Below are 19,419 nucleotides of genomic sequence, written 5' to 3'. Positions count from 1 at the left end.
GACTCAGGCCCGAGCGATCGGTGCCGCGGTCGCCTCGGTGACGCGGACGAGGTCGGCCGGTGCCACCTCGATGTCGAACCCACGACGACCGCCGGACACGAAGATGCTCGCGTACGACAACGCCGACTCGTCCACCACGGTGCGCAGCTTCGTCTTCTGCCCGACCGGGCTGATGCCGCCGACGACGTACCCCGTGCGCTTCTCCGCGAGTGCCGGATCCGCGAGGGTGGCCTTCTTGCCGCCGACCGCCGCCGCGATGGCCTTGAGGTCCAACCGGTTCGCCACCGGGACGATCGCCACCGCGAGGGCGCCGTCGACCGACACCACGAGGGTCTTGAACACCTGCTCCTCGCGGAGCCCGAGGGCGGCCGCGGCCTCCTCACCGAAGTTCGTCGCGGTCTCGTGGTGCTCGTAGACGTGCGGGGTGTACGCGACCCCCGCCCGGTCGAGGGCGGCGGTCGCTGGGGTGCTCGGCGAACCTGCGGTCATGGGCTCGATCCTGCCGTGACCAGCCACTTCCCACCGGACGGCGCGCGGGCGTTACCCTGAACGGACCATGACCGTCGTCGAGCTCTTCCTGCGCCTCACCGCCGCGCTGGTCCTCGGCGACCCGTCGGTGGGTGCCGTCCCGCTCGTCGCCGTCGCCGCCCTCGGGCTCACCGCGGTGGCGGTCGCGGTCGTCGTCGCAGCGGTCCTCGCGCTCGTGCTCGGCGTCGTCCCGGTCCGCTCGGGTGCGTCCTCGCGCGCTCCGGCCGACCTCGTCACCCGCATCGCGTGGAGTCACCCCGACGCCGACGGACACGCCCGCCCGCGGGCTCCGGGAGCCGTGCCCACGGCCTGACCACCGACCGGTGGCCGGGCCGCGCACGCGACCCCACCCACCGAACCGATCGGAACGTCATGGACCTCTCCACCCTGCCCCTCGTCGGCCCGCTGCTGCACGGCGGCGCCGACCTCCTCGCCGCCGTCACGGCGACGCTCTCGCCCGTGGTCGGCGGACTCGCCGCGGCGATCACCGTCGTCCTGCTCACCCTCGCGGTCCGGGCCGCGCTCGTCCCGCTCGCCGTGCTCCAGGTGCGGGCCGAGCGGGACCGCCGACGGCTCGCCCCGCAGCTCGCCGCGCTCCGGGAGCGCCACGGCACGGACACCCAGCGGCTGCAACGCGCGATGCAGGAGCTCTACACGAACGAGAAGGTCTCGCCCCTCGCCGGCTGCCTGCCGGTGCTCGCGCAGGCGCCGGTGCTCTCCCTCGTGTACGCGCTCTTCACGCACGCGTCGATCGGCGGAGCGACGAACACCCTGCTGACCGCCACCCTCGCCGGGGTGCCGCTCGGACACTCCCTCGTGCTCGTGCTCACGTCACCGCTGTGGGCGCACGCGTGGGTCGTCCTGCTGCTGCTCGCCGTGCTCGCCGTCGTCGTCGAGCTCACCCGCCGGGCGAACCTGCGCTGGAACCCGGCCGCGGTGCCGGACCCCGCCGTGCCGGGCGCAGCGGCGACGGCGGCGATCGGGCGGTACGTCCCGTTCGTGACGGTGGTCTTCGCGGCGATCGCGCCCCTCGCCGCGGCGATCTACGTCGTCACGAGCGCCGTGTGGACGTACGGGGAGCGCGCGGTCCTCCGTCGGGTGCTCGCCTGACGTCGACGCGCCGCCGCCGGACTGCGGGGCGAGGTCAGCCGCCCTGGCCCTCCTGCTGCGGGCCCTGGTCGACGGGGTCGTACTCGGTGCCGCGACCCTGCTCCTCGTCCGCGGTGGGGACGTGCCGCTCGGTGCCGCTCCCGCCGGGGCTCGTCGCGACGTAGTCCGCCTCGCCGGACTGCGTGTCGTGGCTCAGGGGCTCGAGGGTCTCGGGGTCGACGTCGTGCTTCTCGGTCATCCGTCACGTCTACGCCCCCGAACTGGGCGGGCACGCACCGGGCGCCGGTGGGACGATGAGACATGGCCGACGACGACGTGGCAGCCGAACGCGCACGGCTCGAGGCGCTCGCGTGGGGCGGCGGCGCGTCCGAGGACGAGGCCGCGCAGGCACGCCTGGCCCTGCAGCGGCTCCGGACGGGCCGCCGCCGACCGCCGTCGGTGCCGGTCCCCCAGCCTGGAGGCACGACACCCGTCGCCCCGTCGCCACCGGCCACGACGTGGTCGATCGAACCCCCCGCGGTCGCCCCCGGCGAGCCGGCGGGGCGGACCGCGGCAGGCGGGGTGGAGGGCGCCCCGCTGCCGGACGGCGACGTCCACGCCGGGGACGAGCCGCGCCTCCCGTCGGACGTGACGTGGTGGCGTCGTGCGCTGCGGTCGCTGCTGGCCAACCGACCACGTGTGTGGATCGCGCTCGGCGTGGCCGCCGCGGTCGGGGTCGCCTTCGCGGCCGGGACGGTCGTCGGCGCGCCCCGGCAGGACCAGGCCGCAGCGCCGAGCGTGACCCCGACGGCCGGGACCGTGACGCTCGAGGACCTCCTCGACATGCCGCAGACCTACGCCGACCAGCTGCCGGGTCCGGTCGAGGCGCCGGTGAGCCTGCGGACCACCCGGCTCATCTTCACGAACCGGGCGCTGGACGGCAGCGCCTTCGAGACGCCCTGGAGCGTCTGGGCCGGCGTCGGGACCGACCGGTCGACGATCTGCCTGGTCGCCACCGCGAACCGCATCGAGTCGACCTCGGCCTGCTACCCCCGCGCCGAGGCGCTGCACGGGTCGGTGTCGCTGTCGGCCCAGTCGATGAGCGGGACGCTCACCCTGACGCTTCGCGGGGGCGGCGTGCAGGGCACCGTGACGAACGAGAACTGAGTTCGTCGAGATCGGGAATGCCTGTGCGCCCATTGCGTTGGAGCGCTCCTAGGAGATTCTCGGCGAACCCTCTCGCGCCACTTCCGCGCATCGTGCAACACTGGAAGAGCGCACTCGCCGTGGAGTCGTACCCGAACACATCCACATCCACACCAACCAGCGAGTGCGTATCTGCTGTCGTCGATCCGTCGACGCCGACGCGTGCTCCGCCGTGCCCCGGAGGAGGTCAGCAGCGTGTCCACCAACACCACCACGAACCCGGCCGTGACCCACACGCGGCCGATCACCGTCACCAGCGGGTCCGTGATCGGCATCGCCGTGCTCGGGCTCGCCACGTTCTTCGCGATCACCACCGAGCTCATGCCCGTCGGCCTGCTCGGCACCATGAGCGCCGACCTCGGGGTCTCCGAGTCGACCATGGGCATGGTCGTCACCGTCTACGCCGCGGCCGTCGCGATCCTGGCGCTGCCGCTCACCTCGCTCACCGCCCGGCTCCCCCGCAAGGCCGTGCTCGTCGCGACCCTCGTCGGGTACACCGTGTCGAACGTGATGATCGCGCTCGCACCGTCGTTCGCCGTGGTCTGCGCCGGCCGCATCGTCGGCGGCGTCGCCCACGCGCTGTTCTTCTCCGTCGCCTCGGCCTACGCCACGCGGATCGTCCCGCCGCGCCTCGCCGGCCGGGCCATCGCGTTCGTGTACTCGGGCAGCTCGCTCGGCTTCGTCATCGGCGTGCCGGTGGCCACCTGGGTCGCGCAGTCCATCGGCTGGCGTCCCGCCGTGGGCGCCGTCGCCGTGGCCGCCGCCCTGCTCGCCGTCGTCGCGCTGCTGTTCCTGCCGAGCGTCAGCGGTGCCTCGTCGCCGCACATCGGGTCCCCGAAGGCCTGGGCGCGAACCGGTCTGCTGTCCGTCGTGGTCGCCGACCTGCTGCTGTTCGCCGGGCACTACGTCGTCTACACGTACATCGGCCCCTACGCCATCGACGCCGGCCTCGACGCCGGGATGGTCAGCGGGGCGCTGCTCGTGCTCGGCGGCACCGGGGTCGTCGGCCTCTGGCTCGCCGGGATGTTCGTCGACCGGGCGCCCCGACAGACCCTCATCGCCGCCGTGGCCGTCATGGCCGCCGCGTTCGCCGTGCTGCCGTTCGTGCACGGATCGTTGCTCGGCACGATGGTCGTCGCCGGTGTGTGGATGGCCGCGAACGGCACGACGGGCACGCTCTTCATGGCCGCGGCGATCCGCACCGGAGGCGTCTCCCCCGACATCGCGGGCGCGCTCGTCAACGGTGCCTCGAACATCGGCATCGCGGGCGGTGCGGCGATCGGCGGGCAGGCGCTCGGGATCGTCGGGCTGCAGTACATGCCCTTCGCGGGCGCGGCGGTGCTGGTCGGCTCGCTCGGCGTGGTGATCGCGGCCCGCCGGGGCTTCCCGGTGCAGACGCACGTGCAGGAGCACCTGTCCACGTCGTCGATCGAGGCGATCACGTCGTCGCTGGCGGTCGTCACGACCTCGGTACCGGTGGTGTCGCGGGCGATCCAGACGCTCACGGGCTCGGTGGCCGTCGCCACGGGCTCGGTGCCCACGCGCCGGCGGCGCTGACGCCGGGCGCTGGGGCGGGCGCTTCCGCCTGCCTGCCGCCCGGCACCCGTGGCTCGCCGCCCGACGGCCGAGGTCGCAGAAAGTGTCGCTCCGGGGTGCCGCACGCGGCATGTCGTGCGACCTCGGCATCACGCACGCGGCACGTCGTGCGACCTCGGCCAGCCACGTGGGGCCCGTGGTCCGGCCGAGATCGCACTTCGGCGGGTTCTCCCGGCACGACGACGCGCCGAACTGCGATCTCAGCGAGCGGTCACGCGTGGTCCAGCCAGGCGACCGGGCGACCGTCCGGCGGGGCGACCGTCCGGCGAGATCGCACTCCGGTGGTGGACTCCGATGGGGAGCCGCGCCGGAGTGCGATCTCGACGGCCCCGTCGACGCCAGCGCCGATCGGGACCGCGGCGGTCAGTCCTGCAGGTGCGAGGTCCGACGGCGGTTGCGCACCGCGCGGAAGGTCAGCAGCCCACCGCCGAGCAGGACGAGCACGCCCGCCGCGATCAACCCCGGCGTGAGGTCCGCACCCGTGTACGCCAGCGCGCCACCGTTCGACGATCCACCGTCCGAGGACACCGGGGTCGTCCCGCCACCCGCCGGAGCAGAAGCGGACGGGCTCGGCGTGGGTGTCGGCGTCGGGGTGACGACGGCGGCCGGCACCGTGATCGCGAGCGGCGTCGCGGACCCGTTCTCCGGCGTGGTGATCGTGGTGGGGTCGGCCCCGTCGACGGCGATGGAGTACTCCGTGGTCGGCGCGAGGCCCGTCAGGTCGAACGCGCCGTTCGCGTCCGTGGTCGTCCGGACCGGCGCACCCGAGTCGGGCTCCGTCGGGGTCGCGACGACGGCGACACCGGCCACGGGATCGCCGTTCGTGTCCGTGACGGTGCCCGGCTGGTCCGTGGTGATCACCGTGGGGGCGGCCGGCGTCGTGAAGGGCAGGTCCGACTCGACGCTGCTGCCCGCGGTGGCGACGACGCCGGTGTTCGACGTCGCGCCGGTCGCTCCCGGCGTCGGGACCGTGGTCCGCACCGTGTAGGTGCCGCCGACGGTGGCGAACGTGTACCGGCCGTCCGCTCCCGTGGTGGTGGACCCGACGACGGCGCCATCGGCATCGAGGAGCTCGACCGTCCGTCCGGCAGCGACGGGGTCGCCGTCGAGCGTGACCACACCCGTGATCGTCGCGACCACGGCCGGCGGTGCCACGATCGGCTCGAGGGTCGCGGGCGGATCGCCGGCCTCGCCGGTCGTGATGGTCGTCGGGTCCTCGCCGCCGACCGAGACGTCGAGTGCGGTACCGGCGGGCAGGTCGGAGCCGGTGTAGACGCCGTCGCTGTTCGTCGTCGTGTCGACCAGGGTCGCGCCGGTGTCCGGGTCGGTGATGACGACCGGGACGTTGGCGACCGGGTGGTCATCGACGTCCGTGACCGTGCCGATCACCGACGTCGTGTCCTGCGGGGTGGTGAACGGGAAGTCGACGACCTCGTCGGCCCCGCCCGGTGCGGTGTTCAGCGACGCGGGCTTCGAGGAGGGTCCCTCCGCGTTCGGCGGCGGCGTGATGGCGACGGTGTAGCCGCCGATCACGGGCAGCTCCGGGAACGAGTAGGTGCCGTCCGCCGCGGTCGTCGCGGTGTAGACGGTGCCGCGCGGCGCGGTGACCGTCACGGTCGCGCCCGGGATCGGCGTGCCGTCGAGCGTCGCGGTACCGGAGATCCCTGCGGTCCGGTTCGCGAACCAGGTCTGGTAGACGGGGAACCCGCTGCGCTGCTGGTAGGTGATCGTCAGGGTCTCGAGCGGCACGGTCGGCGTGAACCAGGCGGTGGCACCCGAGGTGTCATTCGCCGCGGCGTTGCCGGTGAGGGTCTGCGTCGCGGCGTCCCAGGTCGGCGTGTCCTGGCCGGCGGGGACGCCACCCGGGTCCGCTGGGCAGGACCAACCGCCGGTGGACACCGCCGAGCAGGAGTTGTACGAACTCTGGTAGCCGAGCTGCGCGGCGGTCGCCGCCGCGCCACCCTGCACCGTCGCGGAGATCCTTGCCTGGTCGGCGTCGATGTCACCGAGCACGAAGGACCAGCTGCTGTTGCCGGGTGTGGGCCCGTCGAACGTGTAGATCGTCGTCGAGGCGGCGGCGGCGTTGGGCGAGTCGGTGTTGGGCCGCTGGTTGATGTAGGTGTTGCCGCGACTGGACCCGTAGGCAGTGCCCGGGCCGGTCGAGGGTCCCTGCCACGTCGACGCACCACTGATCACGGTGGACTGGCGCGAGTTCGACGTGAAGGTGGTGTCGGGGAACCCGGGGAGCGTCATGGTCCCCGTGTAGTTCTTGCTCGACCCGCTCAGTGTGAAGGTGCCCCAGTGTCCCGCCGGTGCCGCCGAAGCGCTCGTCGCGCCCCCGATCGCCAGTCCCGCTCCCAGGACGATCCCGGTCAACCCGGCCGTGATCGCGCGCCAACGCCGCATGTGCAACTCCCCTGTTCGTTGCGCCGCGCTGCCACGACGCTCGTTCAGGCTAGCCACGGACCGCGAACACCGTCCACACCGCGGGACACCGAGACGCGTTCGTGACCCGGACCACACAGATCACACGGACCACCCGGACCACACAGATCACGCGCACCTACATCGACAACTCCTGCACCAGGCGATCGAGTGCCGCGACCTGTCCCGCGACGAGGAGCTCCCGCGCCTCGTCGACCGACACCCACCGTGCGTCGTCGACCTCCGGGACCTCGACGAACCGACCGGACCCGCGCGGGAGTTCGAGCCGAACGGTGTTCGAGCGGACCTCGTCGACGGTGAACTCCGGGGCCTCGAGTGCGAACACATGCACGCGTTTGCCGGAGGCCTGCCGGAGCTCCCCCAGGTCCCTCGGCGTGCCGTCGGGTGCCGCGACCCCGATCTCCTCGGCGAACTCACGCCGTGCGGTGTCGAGGAGGTCCTCCCCGTCCTCGACCAGGCCCTTCGGGACGGACCACGCCCGGGGCCGCCCTCGCCAGAACGGTCCACCCATGTGCGCGATCCACACCTGCACCCCGGTCACGTCGACCCGGTACAGCAGGAGACCCGCGCTCAGCACCACGGCAGGAGGCTACGCCCCCACCGGACGGGAGGCGCGGGACGGCCCCGCCACGCGCCTCCCGTCCGACGGCGCGCGCGTTCCGACCCATCGCGCGTGCGTGGGAAAGCGGAATCGCGTGTCCGCAGCCGGAAGGAACGACCTCCCACGCGCGGAACGACCTCCCACGCGCGGAACGGCTCCTCAGCGCGGGAAGGCCGCGCGTACGGAGCCGGAGTAGATTGCCTGGTCAGGAGCGCCATGCGACGCCCCGGGAGGACCCCGAGACGAGGAGGTCGATCGGGATGGACGAACGGTGGACGACGGTCACCCTGGCCGCCGATGCGGCGAGACCGCACGAGGAAGCCCTGCGTTGGGTGGCCGCCCGCGCCGGTGACGAGGTCGAGCGCCTGCGGGTGATCGGGGTCGACCCGGCGCTCGAGGCCCGGACCGGACCGGGCGGCACGCGCGTCGCCGATGCGGTCGCCGACGCCGCACGAGCAGCGCTGCCGGGCGTGCAGGTCGACGTGCGACGCCACGCCGGTCCGTTCGCCGCGGCACTCGTCGAGGAGTCCGACGACGGCGACCTGCTCGTCATCGGGACGTTCCGGAGCCGCCGCGGATCGACGGCGGGCGGGGACCCGGCCCGGGTCGCCGCACGGGCAGCGGTGCCGACGGTCGTCGTGCCGGAGGGCCCGCACCCCATCGACGGCGACGTCGTGCTGGCGGTCGAGGACCCCGTCGACGAGCGGGCGCTCGCGATCGCGGTCGACGAGGCGCACCGCCGGCACCGCCGCGTCACGCTGCTGCGGGCGTGGGAGATGCCCGTGCTGACCCGCACGGGGCTGACCGACTTCGCCGAGGACCCGATGCGCTGGCGCAGCCGGAACGCCGAACTCCTGCAGCGCACCACGACGGCACTCGCCGCGCGCTTCCCGGACGTGCGCTTCCACCCGCTGCTCGTGGAGGGCCACCCGGGCCACGCCATCGCTGCGCACACCCGGCGGGCCTCGCTCGTGGTGCTCGGCCTCGGCCACGTCCGGGCGCTCTCGGGCGCGGTGCTGCACGACGTGCTCCGCGAGACGGTCTCGCCCGTGTGCGTGGTCCCGCCGGCAGCGCACGTCGAGGCCGCGGACCGCAGCGCCTGAGCAGCGGGCCGGTGCGGAGATCCGTCAGCCGGCGAGCTCGCGGACGGCCGTGGCGACCCGCTTCGTCAGGTAGGCGACGCCGCGCGTGTTCGGGTGCAGCGCGCCCGGCTGCAGGTCGATCCGCCGGAGGTTCGCGGTGCCGTCCAGGGACACCCCGGCCACGTACGGCTTCTTCGTGGCGCACGCCGAGTGCGCCTGCGTGCTCGAGAACACGTCGACGAACCGGACACCGGCGGCACGCGCAGCGGACTCGGACACCTCGTTGAGCTCCTCCTGCACACCGTGCAGGTAGCGGACGTCGGTGTTCGTGAACGGGTAGGTGTTCGTCGGGAACGAACCGGTGAGGGTGCCGAGGTCGAGCGCGGACCGGAAGCACCCGCCCTTCGGGGTGTGTTCAGCGTCCGGGAAGATCGCCGGGTAGCCGAGGAACACGATCACGGCGTTCGGGGCTGCTGCCCGCACGGCCGCGAGCGTGTCCGCGATCCCGAGGGCCACGCGGGACTGGATCTTCGCGCCGAGCTGGTCGACGCCGTCGGACACGAGCGTGCTGCGGCACGACGGCGCGTCCCGCCCGGAGAACACCGGGCCCTTCGCCGAGATCGCCAGGCACGATGCAGCCGTGCCGAACAGGTCCGCGTCGTTGCCGCCGATGGTCAGGGTGACGAGCCGGGTCCGCTCGGACAGCGACCGGATCTGCGGCGGGACGCCCGTGAACTGGAACCCGGCCGTGACGTCCGCGCTCGTGGCACCGCCGCACGTCACGTCGGTCAGGGCGAGCCCGAAGCGCGCCGCGATCCGGTGCGGGTAGTCCCGCGCCGACTGGCCGCACGCACTCGTCGGCAACCGGGTCGGGTCGGAGAGGCCGTACCCGGCGGAGTACGAGTCTCCGAGCGCCACGTACTCGCTGCCGGCGGGGATGCCGGCGAGGGCCTCCTGCGGCACGACGGGCACCGGGTACGGCTCCGGGACGGGCCACATCGGGGCGGCGGAAGCCGTGCCGGCGCCGGTGAGCGTCCCCGCGAGCACGGCGGACACCGCCACCACGGCGAGCAGCGTCGAACGGACGGAGCGGAGCAGGTGCGGCCTCCAGGGACGGGTCGGACGGACCAGGCTAACGCGGACGCCCGGGCGTGCGGTGTGCGACGCCCGGGCGTCCCGGTCAGCGGTCCGGCCTCGACGGACGCTCAGCGACGACCGAGACGACGCTCAGCGCCGACCGAGACGACGCTCCCCGCCGCTGCCGGTGCGGTACTCGAGCCCGTAGTGCTGGTACAGCTCCGGCTCGAGCGTGGCGTCGAGCTCGCCGTCGGTCGGGATCGTCGGGGCGTCCTTGACGAGCTTCTTCGGGTAGGCGACCCGGAGGTGCTTCGGGGCGACGAGCGCTCCCGTGAGCGGCACGAACACGAGCTTCTGGAACCCGACGAGCCCCGTCGTGACCGAACCGAACGCCGGCTCCGAAGTCGCGGTGTCGTAGTAGATGCTCTCCAGTGTCCCGACCTTGTCGTCGGCCTCGTCGACGACCGGCAGGCCGATCCAGTCCCGGATGTTCGCGGCTTCGAACACGTGCGCCTCCTCACGAGCACCCGGTGCTTCCGGGTCGCTCGCCGCCGACGCTACCGGGCGGCGATCGGCCCGGTCACGGAGACCTCGAGGCCGTCCACCGCCGCGAGCACGTCCGCGGCCTGCACGGCGAGCAACGCCGGGTCCGGGTCCTCGGCGAAGACGTCGCCGCGCCGCAGCGACGCGTCGGTGAGCACGACGTGCGGCCCGCTCGACGGTGGACCCCACGCCTCGGGTGGAGCCGGCCCGAACACCACGACCGACGGGATCCCGTACGCCGACGCGAGGTGCGCCGCCCCGGTGTCGGCGGTCACGACGAGCCGCGCGGCGGCGATGACCCCGGCGAACTCCTGCAGCTCCAGGGAGCCGGCGAGGACCGCCCCCGGCGCCAGGCCGGCCGCGTCGGCGACCGCACCGGCGCGCTCGACGTCGTCCGTGCCTCCCGTCAGGACCACGTCGAAGCCGCGTGCGCGGAGCCCGACCGCCACCTCGGCGAAGCGGTCCGTCGGCCAGTGCCGCGCACCGTGGAAGGCCCCGACGTGCACGACGGCGGCACCGGCGACCGCCGGGGGTCCGTCGGGCCGTGCGATGCCGACGTCGTCGGGGTCCGCGGGGATGCCGTGCCACGTGAGCAGGCGCGTCCACCGTTCCCGTTCGTGCACGCCCTCCGGCCACGCGGGACCGTCGAACGCGTTGGTGGGGTCGGCGTGCCCGACCACGCGGCGGGCACCGAGCGCGGCGACGAGGTCCGACGACTCCGGTCCGGCGCCGTGCAGGTTGACGGCGACGTCGACGACACCGGCGGGCACGCCGAGCGGGTGGTCGAGTCCGTGCTGTGCGAGGTGCACGTCGACGTCGGGCACCAGGTCGACCACGGGCGCGAGCCAGGCCGTGGTCGCGAGGGTGATGCGGTGGTCGGGGAAGGCGCGCCGGAGCGCGTGCAGGGCGGGCACGGCCACGAGCAGGTCCCCGAGCTTGATCGCACGGAGCACGACCAGTTCGGGGCGCCCGTCGGACGGGGGCAGGGTGTCGACAGCGGTCACCGGGCCGACCGTAGCCCCGCGCGGCTGCACCACGACGCGTCCACTGCGCACGACGGCTGTTCCTGGGGCCGTGCCCGGCACCGGGCCGGTATGCCCTGGGGCATGGCTCTCGCTCCGGACCGCGCCGTCCGCGGCCTGCTCTTCGACCGCGACGACACCCTCGTCATCGACGTGCCGTACAACGCCGACCCGCACCGCGTGGTCCCGGTCCCCGGTGCCCGCCGTGCGGTCGAGCGGGCGCGCGCAGCCGGGCTCGCGGTCGGCGTGGTGACGAACCAGTCGGTCGTCGCGAAGGGCCTGGCCACGCGGGCGCAGGTGGACGCGACGAACGCCCGGGTCGACGAGCTCGTCGGGCCGTTCGACGTGTGGTGCGTCTGCCCGCACGACGCGGCCGACGACTGCGCCTGCCGGAAGCCCCGGCCGGGGATGGTCCTCGATGCCGCACGGCTGCTCGGCATCGACCCGTCGGAGCTCGTCGTCGTCGGGGACATCGGCGCGGACGTCGGTGCCGCCAGCGCCGCGGGCGCGCAGGGCGTCCTCGTGCCGACGGCCCGGACCCTGCCCGCCGAGGTGGAGGCGGCGGGGACCGTGGCCGCGACCCTGGACGAGGCGGTCGGACTCGTCGTCGCGCAGGTGCGGGCGGTGCGTCCGTGACCGTACCCGTGCCCACTCGGTCCGGACCCCGGGTGCTCGTCGTCCGACTGGACTCGTTCGGCGACGTGCTCGTCGCCGGCCCGGCCGTGCGTGCGGTCGCCGCGGGTGCGTCGCACGTCACGATGCTGTGCGGGCCGCAGGGCGCACCGGCCGCGGAGCTCCTGCCCGGTGTCGACCGGGTGCGGGTCTGGGCGGCGCCGTGGGTGACCGAGACCCCGGGGCCGATCGACGACACGCTGCTCGACACGTTCCGTGCCCTCGTCGCGGCGGAACGGCCCGACCAGGCCGTCGTCCTCACGTCCTTCCACCAGTCGCCGCTGCCCGTCGCACTGCTCCTCCGACTCGCCGGCGTCGGGCGGGTCTCCGGCGCGTCGGTCGACCACCCGGGCTCGCTCCTCGACGTGCGGCTGCGACCGGGCGAGGACCTGCCCGAGGACGTCCCGGAGCCGGAGCGTGCGCTGCGGATCGCCGAGGCCGCCGGGTTCCGGCTGCCGCCGGGTGATGCCGGGAGGCTCGCCGTGCGACGCGACGCCGACCCGCCGCCGTCGGTGGCCGGTCTGGGCAGGTACGTGGTGGTGCACCCGGGTGCGAGCGTCCCGGCGCGTGCGTGGCCGGCGGACCGGCACCGCGACCTCGTCGCCGCGTACGCACGTCGCGGCACACCCGTGGTGGTCACCGGTTCACCCGGCGAGCGGGCACTCACCGCCGTGGTCGCCGGCACCACGGCCGTGGACCTCGGCGGCCGGACCACCCCGGCGGAGCTGGCGGCGGTGCTCGCCGACGCCGAGGTCGTCGTCGTCGGCAACACGGGGCCCGCGCACCTGGCCGCAGCGGTCGGCGTGCCGATCGTCAGCCTGTTCGCACCCGTGGTCCCCGCGACGAAGTGGGCGCCGTACGCCCCGCTCGTCGAACTGCTCGGCGACCAGGCCGCGCCGTGTCGGCTGAGCCGCGCGCGGGAGTGTCCGGTGCCGGGACACCCGTGCTTGTCCACGGTGCGCGTCGAGGACGTCCTCGACGCCCACGAACGACTCCTCCTCCGCGCTTCCCGGATGGACCGGAGCAGTCTGCGCCGCGCCCCAGACGGCGCTGCGTAGCGTCCGCCACTGCTCCTCCTGTTCGCCCCTCCTCCTGCTCCTCTCCTGCTCCTCATGACCCCGGTTCCCCGGACCCGGGCCGACGAAAGGACCCTGCATGCGGATCCTCGTGTGGCACGTGCACGGCGGGTGGATGGACGCCTTCGTCCGCGGCCCGCACGAGTACCTCGTCCCGACGACGCCGGCGCGGGACGCGTGGGGACTCGGTCGCGGCGGCCGTGCCTGGCCGGACACCGCGATCGAGATCGACCCCGCCGACCTCGCGGAGGCCGAGGTCGACGTCGTGGTGCTCCAGCGGACGGAGGAGGTCGACGAGGCCCGACGGCTGCTGGGCAACCGCGACGTCCCGATGGTCTTCGTCGAGCACAACGCTCCCCGCGCCGACGTCCCGAGCTCACGGCACCCGCTCCGCGACCGCGACGACGTGACGATCGCGCACGTCACGCACTGGAACGCGCTGATGTGGGACTGCGGCTCGACCCGCACGGTCGTCATCGAGCACGGCGTCGTCGACCCGGGTCCGCTGTACACCGGCACCCTCGACCGGCTCGGCGTCGTCATCAACGAGCCCGTCCGCCGGGACCGCGTGGTCGGGACCGACCTGCTCCCCCGGTTCGCGTCGGTCGCGCCGGTGGACGTCTGGGGCATCGGCACCGAGCGACTGCCCGAGCTCGGCTTCGGCGACCGCGTCGTCCCGCGCGGCGACGTGCCCGCCGACCCGATGCACGCCGCGCTCGCGGAACGACGCGCCTACGTGCACCCGAACCGCTGGACGTCCCTCGGGCTCTCACTCATCGAGGCCATGCACCTCGCGATGCCCGTCGTCGTGCTCGCCACCACGGACGCAGCCCGCACCGTCCCGGACGAGGCCGGCGCGATCGCGACGGACGTCGAGGAGCTGGTCCGCGCCTCCAGGACGCTCATCGAGGACCCCGAGGAGGCACGACGCCGCGGACTCGTGGCCCGCGAGGCCGCGCTCGCGCGGCACGCGCTCGGCCGGTTCACCGCCGACTGGGACGACCTGCTGGACGACGCCGTCAGCCGCGGTGCGCAGCGCAACCGAGCGGCGCGAGCCGCGCTGGAAGGGAGTGTGCGATGAGGATCGCGATGGTCTCCGAGCACGCGAGTCCGCTCGCGGTGCTCGGCGGCGTGGACGCCGGCGGACAGAACGTGCACGTGGCGGAGCTGAGCGGCGCCCTCGCCGACCGCGGACACCAGGTGACGGTGTACACGAGGCGCGACGACGCGTCGCAACCCGTCCGTGTGCCGCTCCGGCCCGGCGTCGAGGTCGTACACGTCGATGCCGGACCGGCCCGGGCCGTCCCGAAGGACGAGCTGTTCCCGTTCATGGGCACGTTCGCGTCGGTGCTCGCGGCGGAGTGGTTCGTCGACCGGCCCGACGTCGTGCACGCGCACTTCTGGATGTCCGGGCACGCGGCGCTCGACGCCGTCGTGCAGGTGCAGGCCCGCACCGGCGGGGTCCGCATCCCGGTCGCCCAGACCTTCCACGCACTCGGGGTCGTCAAGCGTCGGCACCAGGGTGCGGCGGACACCAGCCCGGCGGAACGCGAGTGGATCGAGCCCGCGGTCGGGCGCAGTGTCGACCAGGTCGTCGCGACCTGCTCCGACGAGGCGTTCGAGCTCAAGGCGCTCGGCGTCCCCCTGCACCAGATCTCCGTCGTGCCGTGCGGCGTCGACGCGTCGCTCTTCCGACCGGTCGGCGACGGGGTGCCGGTCGAGGAGCGCAGCCGTCCGGCTCGCATCCTCACGGTGTCCCGGCTCGTGCGGCGCAAGGGCGTCGGGACGACCATCGCCGCCCTGGCCGCGCTCGTGCAGGCCGGACGCGACGTCGAACTCGTCGTCGTGGGCGGAGCCGGTGTCGCCGGAGCCGACCTGCCCGACGACCCCGAGTACCAGCGGCTGGACGCACTCGCCCGGTCGCTCGGCGTCCGGGACCACGTGACCTTCCGCGGGCAGCTCGGCCAGCACGACATGCCCGCCGTGTACCGGAGCGCCGACGTCGTCGTCTGCGCCCCCTGGTACGAGCCGTTCGGCATCGTGCCCCTCGAGGCGATGGCCTGCGGCCGTGCCGTCGTGGCATCGCGCGTCGGCGGACTCATCGACACGGTGGTGGAGGACGCGACCGGACTGCACGTCCCGCCGCGCGACGAGACCGCCGTCGCCGCCGCGGTCGCCGGGCTGCTCGACGACGCGGACCGACGGGAGCGCTACGGCCGCGCCGGTCGGGCGCGTGCCGAACGCCGGTACACGTGGCAGGAGGTCGCCGCGGCCAGCGAGCGCGTGTACGAGCGCCTGGTCGCCGGCACCGGCGCCGTCACCGCACCCACGACCGCACCGGTCACCCGCACCACCGGCACCAGGACGGGGCGGACCGCCCGACCCGCACGTTCGACGGAGAGCACCGCACGATGACCACCGACCAGCGCACCGGCTCGATCACCGAGCAGCCCGTCACGAGCACGCGCGTCGTGCTCGACCACGTCGCCGCGTCCGTGCCGGTGATCGCCTCCCTCGTCGACCACGGGGCCCACATCGGCGACTGGGCGGACGACATCGCCGCGCGGCTCGTCGCCGGGCGGCGGCTGCTCGCCGCGGGGAACGGCGGGTCCGCCGCCGAGGCGCAGCACCTCACGTCCGAGCTGACCGGCCGGTTCGACGGGGACCGCCCGGCCTACTCGGCGATCGCACTGCACGCCGAGTCCTCCGCCGTCACCGCCATCGGGAACGACTACGGCTTCGACGAGGTGTTCGCCCGGCAGGTCTCCGCACACGCCCGCGCCGGCGACGTCCTCGTCCTCCTCAGCACGAGCGGCAGGAGCCCGAACCTGCTCCGCGCCGCCCAGGCCGCCCGTGCCGTCGGCGCCCGCACGATCGCGATGACCGGACCGCGACCGAACCCGCTCGCGGAGCTGGTCGACGACGCCGTCTGCATCGACGGGCCGGCCGCGAACGTGCAGGAGGCGCAGCTGGTGCTCGTGCACGCGCTGTGCCGCGCGATGGAGCCCGCCCTCCGACGGGGCGTCCGGCGATGACCGCCACGCCCGCGCCCCGACGTGCCGCCGCGTCCGCGCGCAGCACCACGCCGTCCTTCCGCATCGCCGTCGTCGGCGACACCCTGCTCGACGTCGACGTGACCGGCACGAGCGATCGCCTCAGCCCGGACGCACCGGTACCGGTCGTCGACGTCCGCACCGACCACCGTCGCGCCGGTGGCGCCGGACTCGTCGCGACGATGCTCACCCGCGACGGGCACGACGTGACGCTGATCACCGTGCTCGGCGACGACCGACCCGCGGACGAGATCCGGGCGCTCCTGCCCGGCGTCACGGTCGTCGGCGGTCCGTCGGGCGTGCCCACGCCCGTGAAGACCCGGGTCCGCGTCGCCGACCACGCCCTCGTCCGGATCGACGAGGGCTGCGACCCGCCGCCCGTGCCGGACGTCACCGACGCGATGACCGCCGCGCTCGACGGGGTCGACGCCGTCGTCGTCGCCGACTACGGCCGCGGTGTGGCCGCAGCCCCGGCGATGCGGGCCGCCCTCGCCCGGATCGCCGCGACGACCCCGCTGGTGTGGGACCCGCACCCGAAGGGCGCCGCGCCCGTCACCGGCACCGCGGTCGCCACCCCGAACACCGCCGAGGCCCGCCGCTTCGCCGACGGCGCGGTGCACCACGGCGACGGCGTCCCCTTCGCCACCGCGGCGGCGAACCACCTCGTCCGCACGTGGGACATCGGGGCCGTCGCCGTCACGATGGGCGCACACGGGGCCCTCGTCGCGAGCGCCACCGACGGCAACCGGTTCGTCCCGGCACCCTCGGTGACCGCGGGCGACCCGTGCGGCGCCGGCGACCGACTCGCCGCCGGCATCGCCGTCGCGCTCGCCGCCGGTGCGGACGTGTCCGAGGCCGTCGCCGCGGGTGTCGACGCTGCATCCGAGTACCTCGCCGCGGGCGGGGTCGCGGCACTGTCCACCGACGACGGCCCCGCGCCCGTCCGGGTCCCGGGGGCCGACCACGACGCGATGCGGGTCGTCCACGACGTCCGGAGCGCCGGCGGGACCGTCGTCGCCACCGGCGGGTGCTTCGACCTGCTGCACGCCGGGCACGCACGGACGCTCTCCGCGGCCCGGGCGCTCGGCGACTGCCTGGTCGTGTGCCTGAACTCCGACGACTCGGTGCGGGCGCTGAAGGGCCCGGACCGGCCGATCATGAGCCAGGACGACCGGGTCGAGCTCCTCCTCGCACTCGACTGCGTCGACGCCGTCGTGGTGTTCGACGAGCAGACCCCCGACGACGCGCTGCGCCGCTTCCGCCCCGACGTGTGGGCGAAGGGCGGCGACTACACCGCGGCCGGCCTCCCCGAGGGCGCCACCCTCGCGGAGTGGGGCGGGCAGGTCGTCACGGTGCCGTTCCACCCCGGCCGTTCCACGACCCGACTCGCCGCCGCGCTCGAGCACGTCGGCTGACCATCAACACGCCCTCCGGAAGGAAGTCCATGCCCGTCCCCACCACCCCCATCGGCCGCGTCCTCGTGACCGGCGGTGCGTCCGGCCTCGGAGCCGCGGTCGTCGCGGCCGTCACCGAGGCCGGCGGCACCCCGATCGTCCTCGACCTCCGGGTCGACGCCGTCCCGGACGGCACGGACGCCGTCGCGGTCGACGTCACCGAAACGGCGGCGACCGAACGCGCCGTGCGCGACGCCGCGGCGAGGCACGGCGGGCTCGACGCCGTCGTGACCGCGGCCGGGATCGACAAGCCCGCGCCGATCGGCGGGATCTCGTCCGGCGACTGGGAGCGGATCGTCGCCGTCAACCTGCTCGGCACCGCGGCCGTGGTCCGCGCCGCACTGCCCGCGCTCGAGGCGTCGCACGGCCGTGTCGTGACCGTGTCCTCGTCGCTCGCACTCCGCGGGGTCGGCGACGGGACCGCGTACTCGGCCTCGAAGTTCGGCGTCCGCGGGTTCTCCCAGGCCCTCGCCGCCGAGACCGGCGGCAGCGTCGGGGTCACCAACGTGATCCCGGCGGGCATGCGGACCAACTTCTTCGCCGACCGCACCGAGCAGTACAAGCCCGGACCGGACGCACAGCTCATCGAGCCGGAGTACGTCGCGAACGCGATCCTGTTCGCGCTCGCACAGCCCGCCGGCTGCGAGATCCGCGAACTGTCGATCATGCCGGCGACGGAGCCGAGCTGGCCGTAGCCGGTACCGCCCGACGGACGGGAGGCGCGGTGTCGGCCGGCACCGCGCCTCCCGTCCGTCAGTCCACCCGCCGGGTGGTCGCGAGCAGGTCCTGGACGTCGGCGAGCACCGCCTCCGGCGTCACCTCGTCGACGTACGACGGGTCGTGCGCGCAGCGCTCGGCGGTCCACCCCACCTGCGTGACGTCGACCCCGCAGACCGGGCAGCGCGTCACGTAGGACAGGTGGACCCGGTGCCGCCCGCGGTCGAACGGTCCGGCGTTGACGACGTTCCCGAACCAGAACACCCCGACCGTCGGCGTGCCGACCGCCACCGCCAGGTGCCGCGGGCCGGAGTCGTCGCCGACCATCACGTCGGCAGCGGCGAGCACGGCGGGCAGGTCGGCGAGCGGCAGCCGACCGCTGAGGTCGTGCACGCGGTCCGCGCTGTCCGTGGGCACCGCCGCGCGGATCGCCTCGGCGGCCGGGACGTCGGTCGCGTCGCCGACGAGGACGACGGTGTCACCGGCGCCGAGCCGGGCACGGACGACGGCCGCGAACCGGCCCGGGCTCCAGCGGCGGCGCGGGTCGGTGGCGCCCGGGTGGACCGCGACGAGGCGCTCCCGTCCGCGCACGCCCAGCCGGTCGCGGGCCGCCGCGCGCTCGGCGTCGGTGACCCGGACGTGCGGGTCGAGCGTGACCGGGGCTGCGCCGGCGAGCGACACGACCTCGAGGCCGCGGAGCACCTCGTGCTGGTAGTAGACGTAGCGGACCCAGCGCTCCAGGACCTCGGCGTCCTCGGTGGCGGTCCCGACGGTGTGCCGGGCACCGAGTCGGAGCAGGAACGGGTTCGAGTGGCGGCCGCCGCCGTGCAGCTGCACCGCCAGGTCGAACCGGCCCGCGACCCGCGCGTCGAACGCCGCGAGCGTCGGTGCGTCGTCACCGGCGTCGCGGACCCCCGGCACGACCGGGAGCTCCTCGAACGCGTGGACCGCGTCCGTCCGCCCCGCGAGGACCGCCGGCGCCGTCGGTGTCCCGAGCAGGGTGACCCGCGCCTCCGGGTACGCCGCGGCCAGGGCCTCCAGCGCGGGGACGGCGAAGAGCAGGTCCCCCAACCCGCCGCCCCGCAGCACCGCGATCTCGCGGACGTCGTCGAACCGTCCTCCACCGTTCCCGATCAGTTGCACCGGTCCCGTCTACCGACCTGCCGCCGGTGTCGTCCCCAGCAGCGGCCCGGATGGACGAGAAACGCGATGCCGAGTCCCCACCCAGCCGGCAGCGAGGACCGTTCGACTCCCGCCC

The 19,419-nt window shown here is 74.6% G+C and carries 20 protein-coding genes; 12 read left to right on the top strand and 8 right to left on the bottom strand.

The genetic code is table 11. The features are described from left to right. Window positions 1-3: 3 nt before the first annotated feature. Complete coding sequence (ybaK, locus tag ACRQ4B_RS11315) at window positions 4-489, bottom strand: Cys-tRNA(Pro) deacylase (RefSeq protein WP_439691544.1); 486 nt, start codon at window positions 487-489, stop codon at window positions 4-6. Window positions 490-556: 67 nt separating this feature from the next. Here ybaK and ACRQ4B_RS11310 point away from each other — a divergent pair, with 67 nt between their 5' ends. Together ACRQ4B_RS11310 and ACRQ4B_RS11305 are read left to right on the top strand one after the other, a co-directional pair. Further along, a complete protein-coding gene (locus ACRQ4B_RS11310) occupies window positions 557-841 on the top strand; it encodes a DUF6412 domain-containing protein (protein WP_439691543.1) in 285 nt (94 codons plus the stop codon). Window positions 842-900: 59 nt separating this feature from the next. Next, entirely contained in the window at window positions 901-1,638 is a 738-nt protein-coding gene (locus ACRQ4B_RS11305) for a YidC/Oxa1 family membrane protein insertase (RefSeq protein ID WP_439691542.1), read from the top strand. Between the two features lie 34 nt (window positions 1,639-1,672). On the opposite strand, the gene ACRQ4B_RS11300 is transcribed toward ACRQ4B_RS11305, so the two are convergent. Continuing rightward, window positions 1,673-1,876, bottom strand: a complete 204-nt coding sequence (locus ACRQ4B_RS11300; protein WP_439691541.1) for a hypothetical protein — start codon at window positions 1,874-1,876, stop codon at window positions 1,673-1,675. Window positions 1,877-1,938: 62 nt separating this feature from the next. Between ACRQ4B_RS11300 and ACRQ4B_RS11295 the strand changes: the two genes are divergently transcribed. Next, window positions 1,939-2,784 (top strand): hypothetical protein, encoded by an 846-nt coding sequence (locus ACRQ4B_RS11295; RefSeq protein WP_439691540.1) that lies wholly within the window; start codon window positions 1,939-1,941, stop codon window positions 2,782-2,784. A gap of 234 nt (window positions 2,785-3,018) precedes the next feature. Continuing rightward, on the top strand, window positions 3,019-4,380 hold the full coding sequence (locus ACRQ4B_RS11290) for an MFS transporter (protein ID WP_439691539.1): 1,362 nt from the start codon (window positions 3,019-3,021) through the stop codon (window positions 4,378-4,380). 402 nt (window positions 4,381-4,782) lie between these two features. On the opposite strand, the gene ACRQ4B_RS11285 is transcribed toward ACRQ4B_RS11290, so the two are convergent. After that, window positions 4,783-6,825: an MSCRAMM family protein gene (locus ACRQ4B_RS11285; protein ID WP_439691538.1), complete on the bottom strand. Its 2,043-nt coding sequence runs from the start codon at window positions 6,823-6,825 to the stop codon at window positions 4,783-4,785. 157 nt (window positions 6,826-6,982) lie between these two features. After that, a complete protein-coding gene (locus ACRQ4B_RS11280; protein ID WP_439691537.1) occupies window positions 6,983-7,444 on the bottom strand; it encodes an NUDIX domain-containing protein in 462 nt (153 codons plus the stop codon). A gap of 281 nt (window positions 7,445-7,725) precedes the next feature. Here ACRQ4B_RS11280 and ACRQ4B_RS11275 point away from each other — a divergent pair, with 281 nt between their 5' ends. Continuing rightward, on the top strand, window positions 7,726-8,568 hold the full coding sequence (locus ACRQ4B_RS11275) for a universal stress protein (protein ID WP_439691536.1): 843 nt from the start codon (window positions 7,726-7,728) through the stop codon (window positions 8,566-8,568). Window positions 8,569-8,592: 24 nt separating this feature from the next. On the opposite strand, the gene ACRQ4B_RS11270 is transcribed toward ACRQ4B_RS11275, so the two are convergent. From ACRQ4B_RS11270 to ACRQ4B_RS11260, 3 genes are all read right to left on the bottom strand, one after another. After that, window positions 8,593-9,612, bottom strand: a complete 1,020-nt coding sequence (locus ACRQ4B_RS11270; protein WP_439691535.1) for an SGNH/GDSL hydrolase family protein — start codon at window positions 9,610-9,612, stop codon at window positions 8,593-8,595. Between the two features lie 162 nt (window positions 9,613-9,774). Then, window positions 9,775-10,131, bottom strand: a complete 357-nt coding sequence (locus ACRQ4B_RS11265; protein ID WP_439691534.1) for a PRC-barrel domain-containing protein — start codon at window positions 10,129-10,131, stop codon at window positions 9,775-9,777. 50 nt (window positions 10,132-10,181) lie between these two features. Next, entirely contained in the window at window positions 10,182-11,171 is a 990-nt protein-coding gene (locus ACRQ4B_RS11260) for a glycosyltransferase family 9 protein (protein WP_439691533.1), read from the bottom strand. 102 nt (window positions 11,172-11,273) lie between these two features. On the opposite strand from ACRQ4B_RS11260, the gene ACRQ4B_RS11255 reads away from it, so the two are divergent. The 7 genes from ACRQ4B_RS11255 (at window position 11,274) to ACRQ4B_RS11225 (ending at window position 18,139) form a co-directional block, all read left to right on the top strand. Beyond that, window positions 11,274-11,825, top strand: coding sequence for an HAD-IIIA family hydrolase (locus ACRQ4B_RS11255; protein WP_439691532.1), 552 nt, complete (start codon window positions 11,274-11,276; stop codon window positions 11,823-11,825). Window positions 11,826-11,833: 8 nt separating this feature from the next. Beyond that, entirely contained in the window at window positions 11,834-12,919 is a 1,086-nt protein-coding gene (locus ACRQ4B_RS11250; RefSeq protein WP_439691531.1) for a glycosyltransferase family 9 protein, read from the top strand. A 97-nt stretch (window positions 12,920-13,016) separates the two neighbouring features. Then, the gene (locus ACRQ4B_RS11245) at window positions 13,017-14,018 is read left to right on the top strand and encodes a glycosyltransferase (RefSeq protein WP_439691530.1); all 1,002 of its coding nucleotides are present in this window, start codon (window positions 13,017-13,019) and stop codon (window positions 14,016-14,018) included. Then, on the top strand, window positions 14,015-15,352 hold the full coding sequence (locus tag ACRQ4B_RS11240) for a glycosyltransferase (protein ID WP_439691529.1): 1,338 nt from the start codon (window positions 14,015-14,017) through the stop codon (window positions 15,350-15,352). Before ACRQ4B_RS11245 ends, ACRQ4B_RS11240 begins: the two co-directional genes overlap by 4 nt. Continuing rightward, window positions 15,349-15,972 carry a D-sedoheptulose-7-phosphate isomerase gene (locus ACRQ4B_RS11235; RefSeq protein ID WP_439691528.1) on the top strand — a complete coding sequence of 208 codons (624 nt, stop codon included), beginning with the start codon at window positions 15,349-15,351 and terminating at the stop codon, window positions 15,970-15,972. Before ACRQ4B_RS11240 ends, ACRQ4B_RS11235 begins: the two co-directional genes overlap by 4 nt. Then, a complete protein-coding gene (locus ACRQ4B_RS11230; protein WP_439691527.1) occupies window positions 15,969-17,405 on the top strand; it encodes a PfkB family carbohydrate kinase in 1,437 nt (478 codons plus the stop codon). Before ACRQ4B_RS11235 ends, ACRQ4B_RS11230 begins: the two co-directional genes overlap by 4 nt. A gap of 29 nt (window positions 17,406-17,434) precedes the next feature. After that, window positions 17,435-18,139, top strand: coding sequence for an SDR family oxidoreductase (locus ACRQ4B_RS11225; RefSeq protein ID WP_439691526.1), 705 nt, complete (start codon window positions 17,435-17,437; stop codon window positions 18,137-18,139). A 58-nt stretch (window positions 18,140-18,197) separates the two neighbouring features. Here the strand turns inward: ACRQ4B_RS11225 and ACRQ4B_RS11220 are convergent, their stop codons facing one another. Beyond that, complete coding sequence (locus ACRQ4B_RS11220) at window positions 18,198-19,304, bottom strand: glycosyltransferase family 9 protein (protein WP_439691525.1); 1,107 nt, start codon at window positions 19,302-19,304, stop codon at window positions 18,198-18,200. Between the last annotated feature and the right edge of the window lie 115 nt (window positions 19,305-19,419).

It is taken from the genome of Curtobacterium sp. SP.BCo, assembly GCF_051903265.1.
Classification (GTDB): Bacteria; Actinomycetota; Actinomycetes; order Actinomycetales; family Microbacteriaceae; genus Curtobacterium.
This window is presented reverse-complemented; position numbering and strand designations above follow the sequence as displayed.

Excerpts from the sequence above, each read along its gene's own strand:
- ybaK (WP_439691544.1), bottom strand. The coding sequence starts at position 489 with ATGACCGCAGGTTCGCCGAGCACCCCAGCGACCGCCGCCCTCGACCGG.
- ACRQ4B_RS11310 (WP_439691543.1), top strand. The coding sequence starts at position 557 with ATGACCGTCGTCGAGCTCTTCCTGCGCCTCACCGCCGCGCTGGTCCTC.
- ACRQ4B_RS11305 (WP_439691542.1), top strand. The coding sequence starts at position 901 with ATGGACCTCTCCACCCTGCCCCTCGTCGGCCCGCTGCTGCACGGCGGC.
- ACRQ4B_RS11300 (WP_439691541.1), bottom strand. The coding sequence starts at position 1,876 with ATGACCGAGAAGCACGACGTCGACCCCGAGACCCTCGAGCCCCTGAGC.
- ACRQ4B_RS11295 (WP_439691540.1), top strand. The coding sequence starts at position 1,939 with ATGGCCGACGACGACGTGGCAGCCGAACGCGCACGGCTCGAGGCGCTC.
- ACRQ4B_RS11285 (WP_439691538.1), bottom strand. The coding sequence starts at position 6,825 with ATGCGGCGTTGGCGCGCGATCACGGCCGGGTTGACCGGGATCGTCCTG.
- ACRQ4B_RS11275 (WP_439691536.1), top strand. The coding sequence starts at position 7,726 with ATGGACGAACGGTGGACGACGGTCACCCTGGCCGCCGATGCGGCGAGA.
- ACRQ4B_RS11255 (WP_439691532.1), top strand. The coding sequence starts at position 11,274 with ATGGCTCTCGCTCCGGACCGCGCCGTCCGCGGCCTGCTCTTCGACCGC.
- ACRQ4B_RS11245 (WP_439691530.1), top strand. The coding sequence starts at position 13,017 with ATGCGGATCCTCGTGTGGCACGTGCACGGCGGGTGGATGGACGCCTTC.
- ACRQ4B_RS11240 (WP_439691529.1), top strand. The coding sequence starts at position 14,015 with ATGAGGATCGCGATGGTCTCCGAGCACGCGAGTCCGCTCGCGGTGCTC.
- ACRQ4B_RS11235 (WP_439691528.1), top strand. The coding sequence starts at position 15,349 with ATGACCACCGACCAGCGCACCGGCTCGATCACCGAGCAGCCCGTCACG.
- ACRQ4B_RS11230 (WP_439691527.1), top strand. The coding sequence starts at position 15,969 with ATGACCGCCACGCCCGCGCCCCGACGTGCCGCCGCGTCCGCGCGCAGC.
- ACRQ4B_RS11225 (WP_439691526.1), top strand. The coding sequence starts at position 17,435 with ATGCCCGTCCCCACCACCCCCATCGGCCGCGTCCTCGTGACCGGCGGT.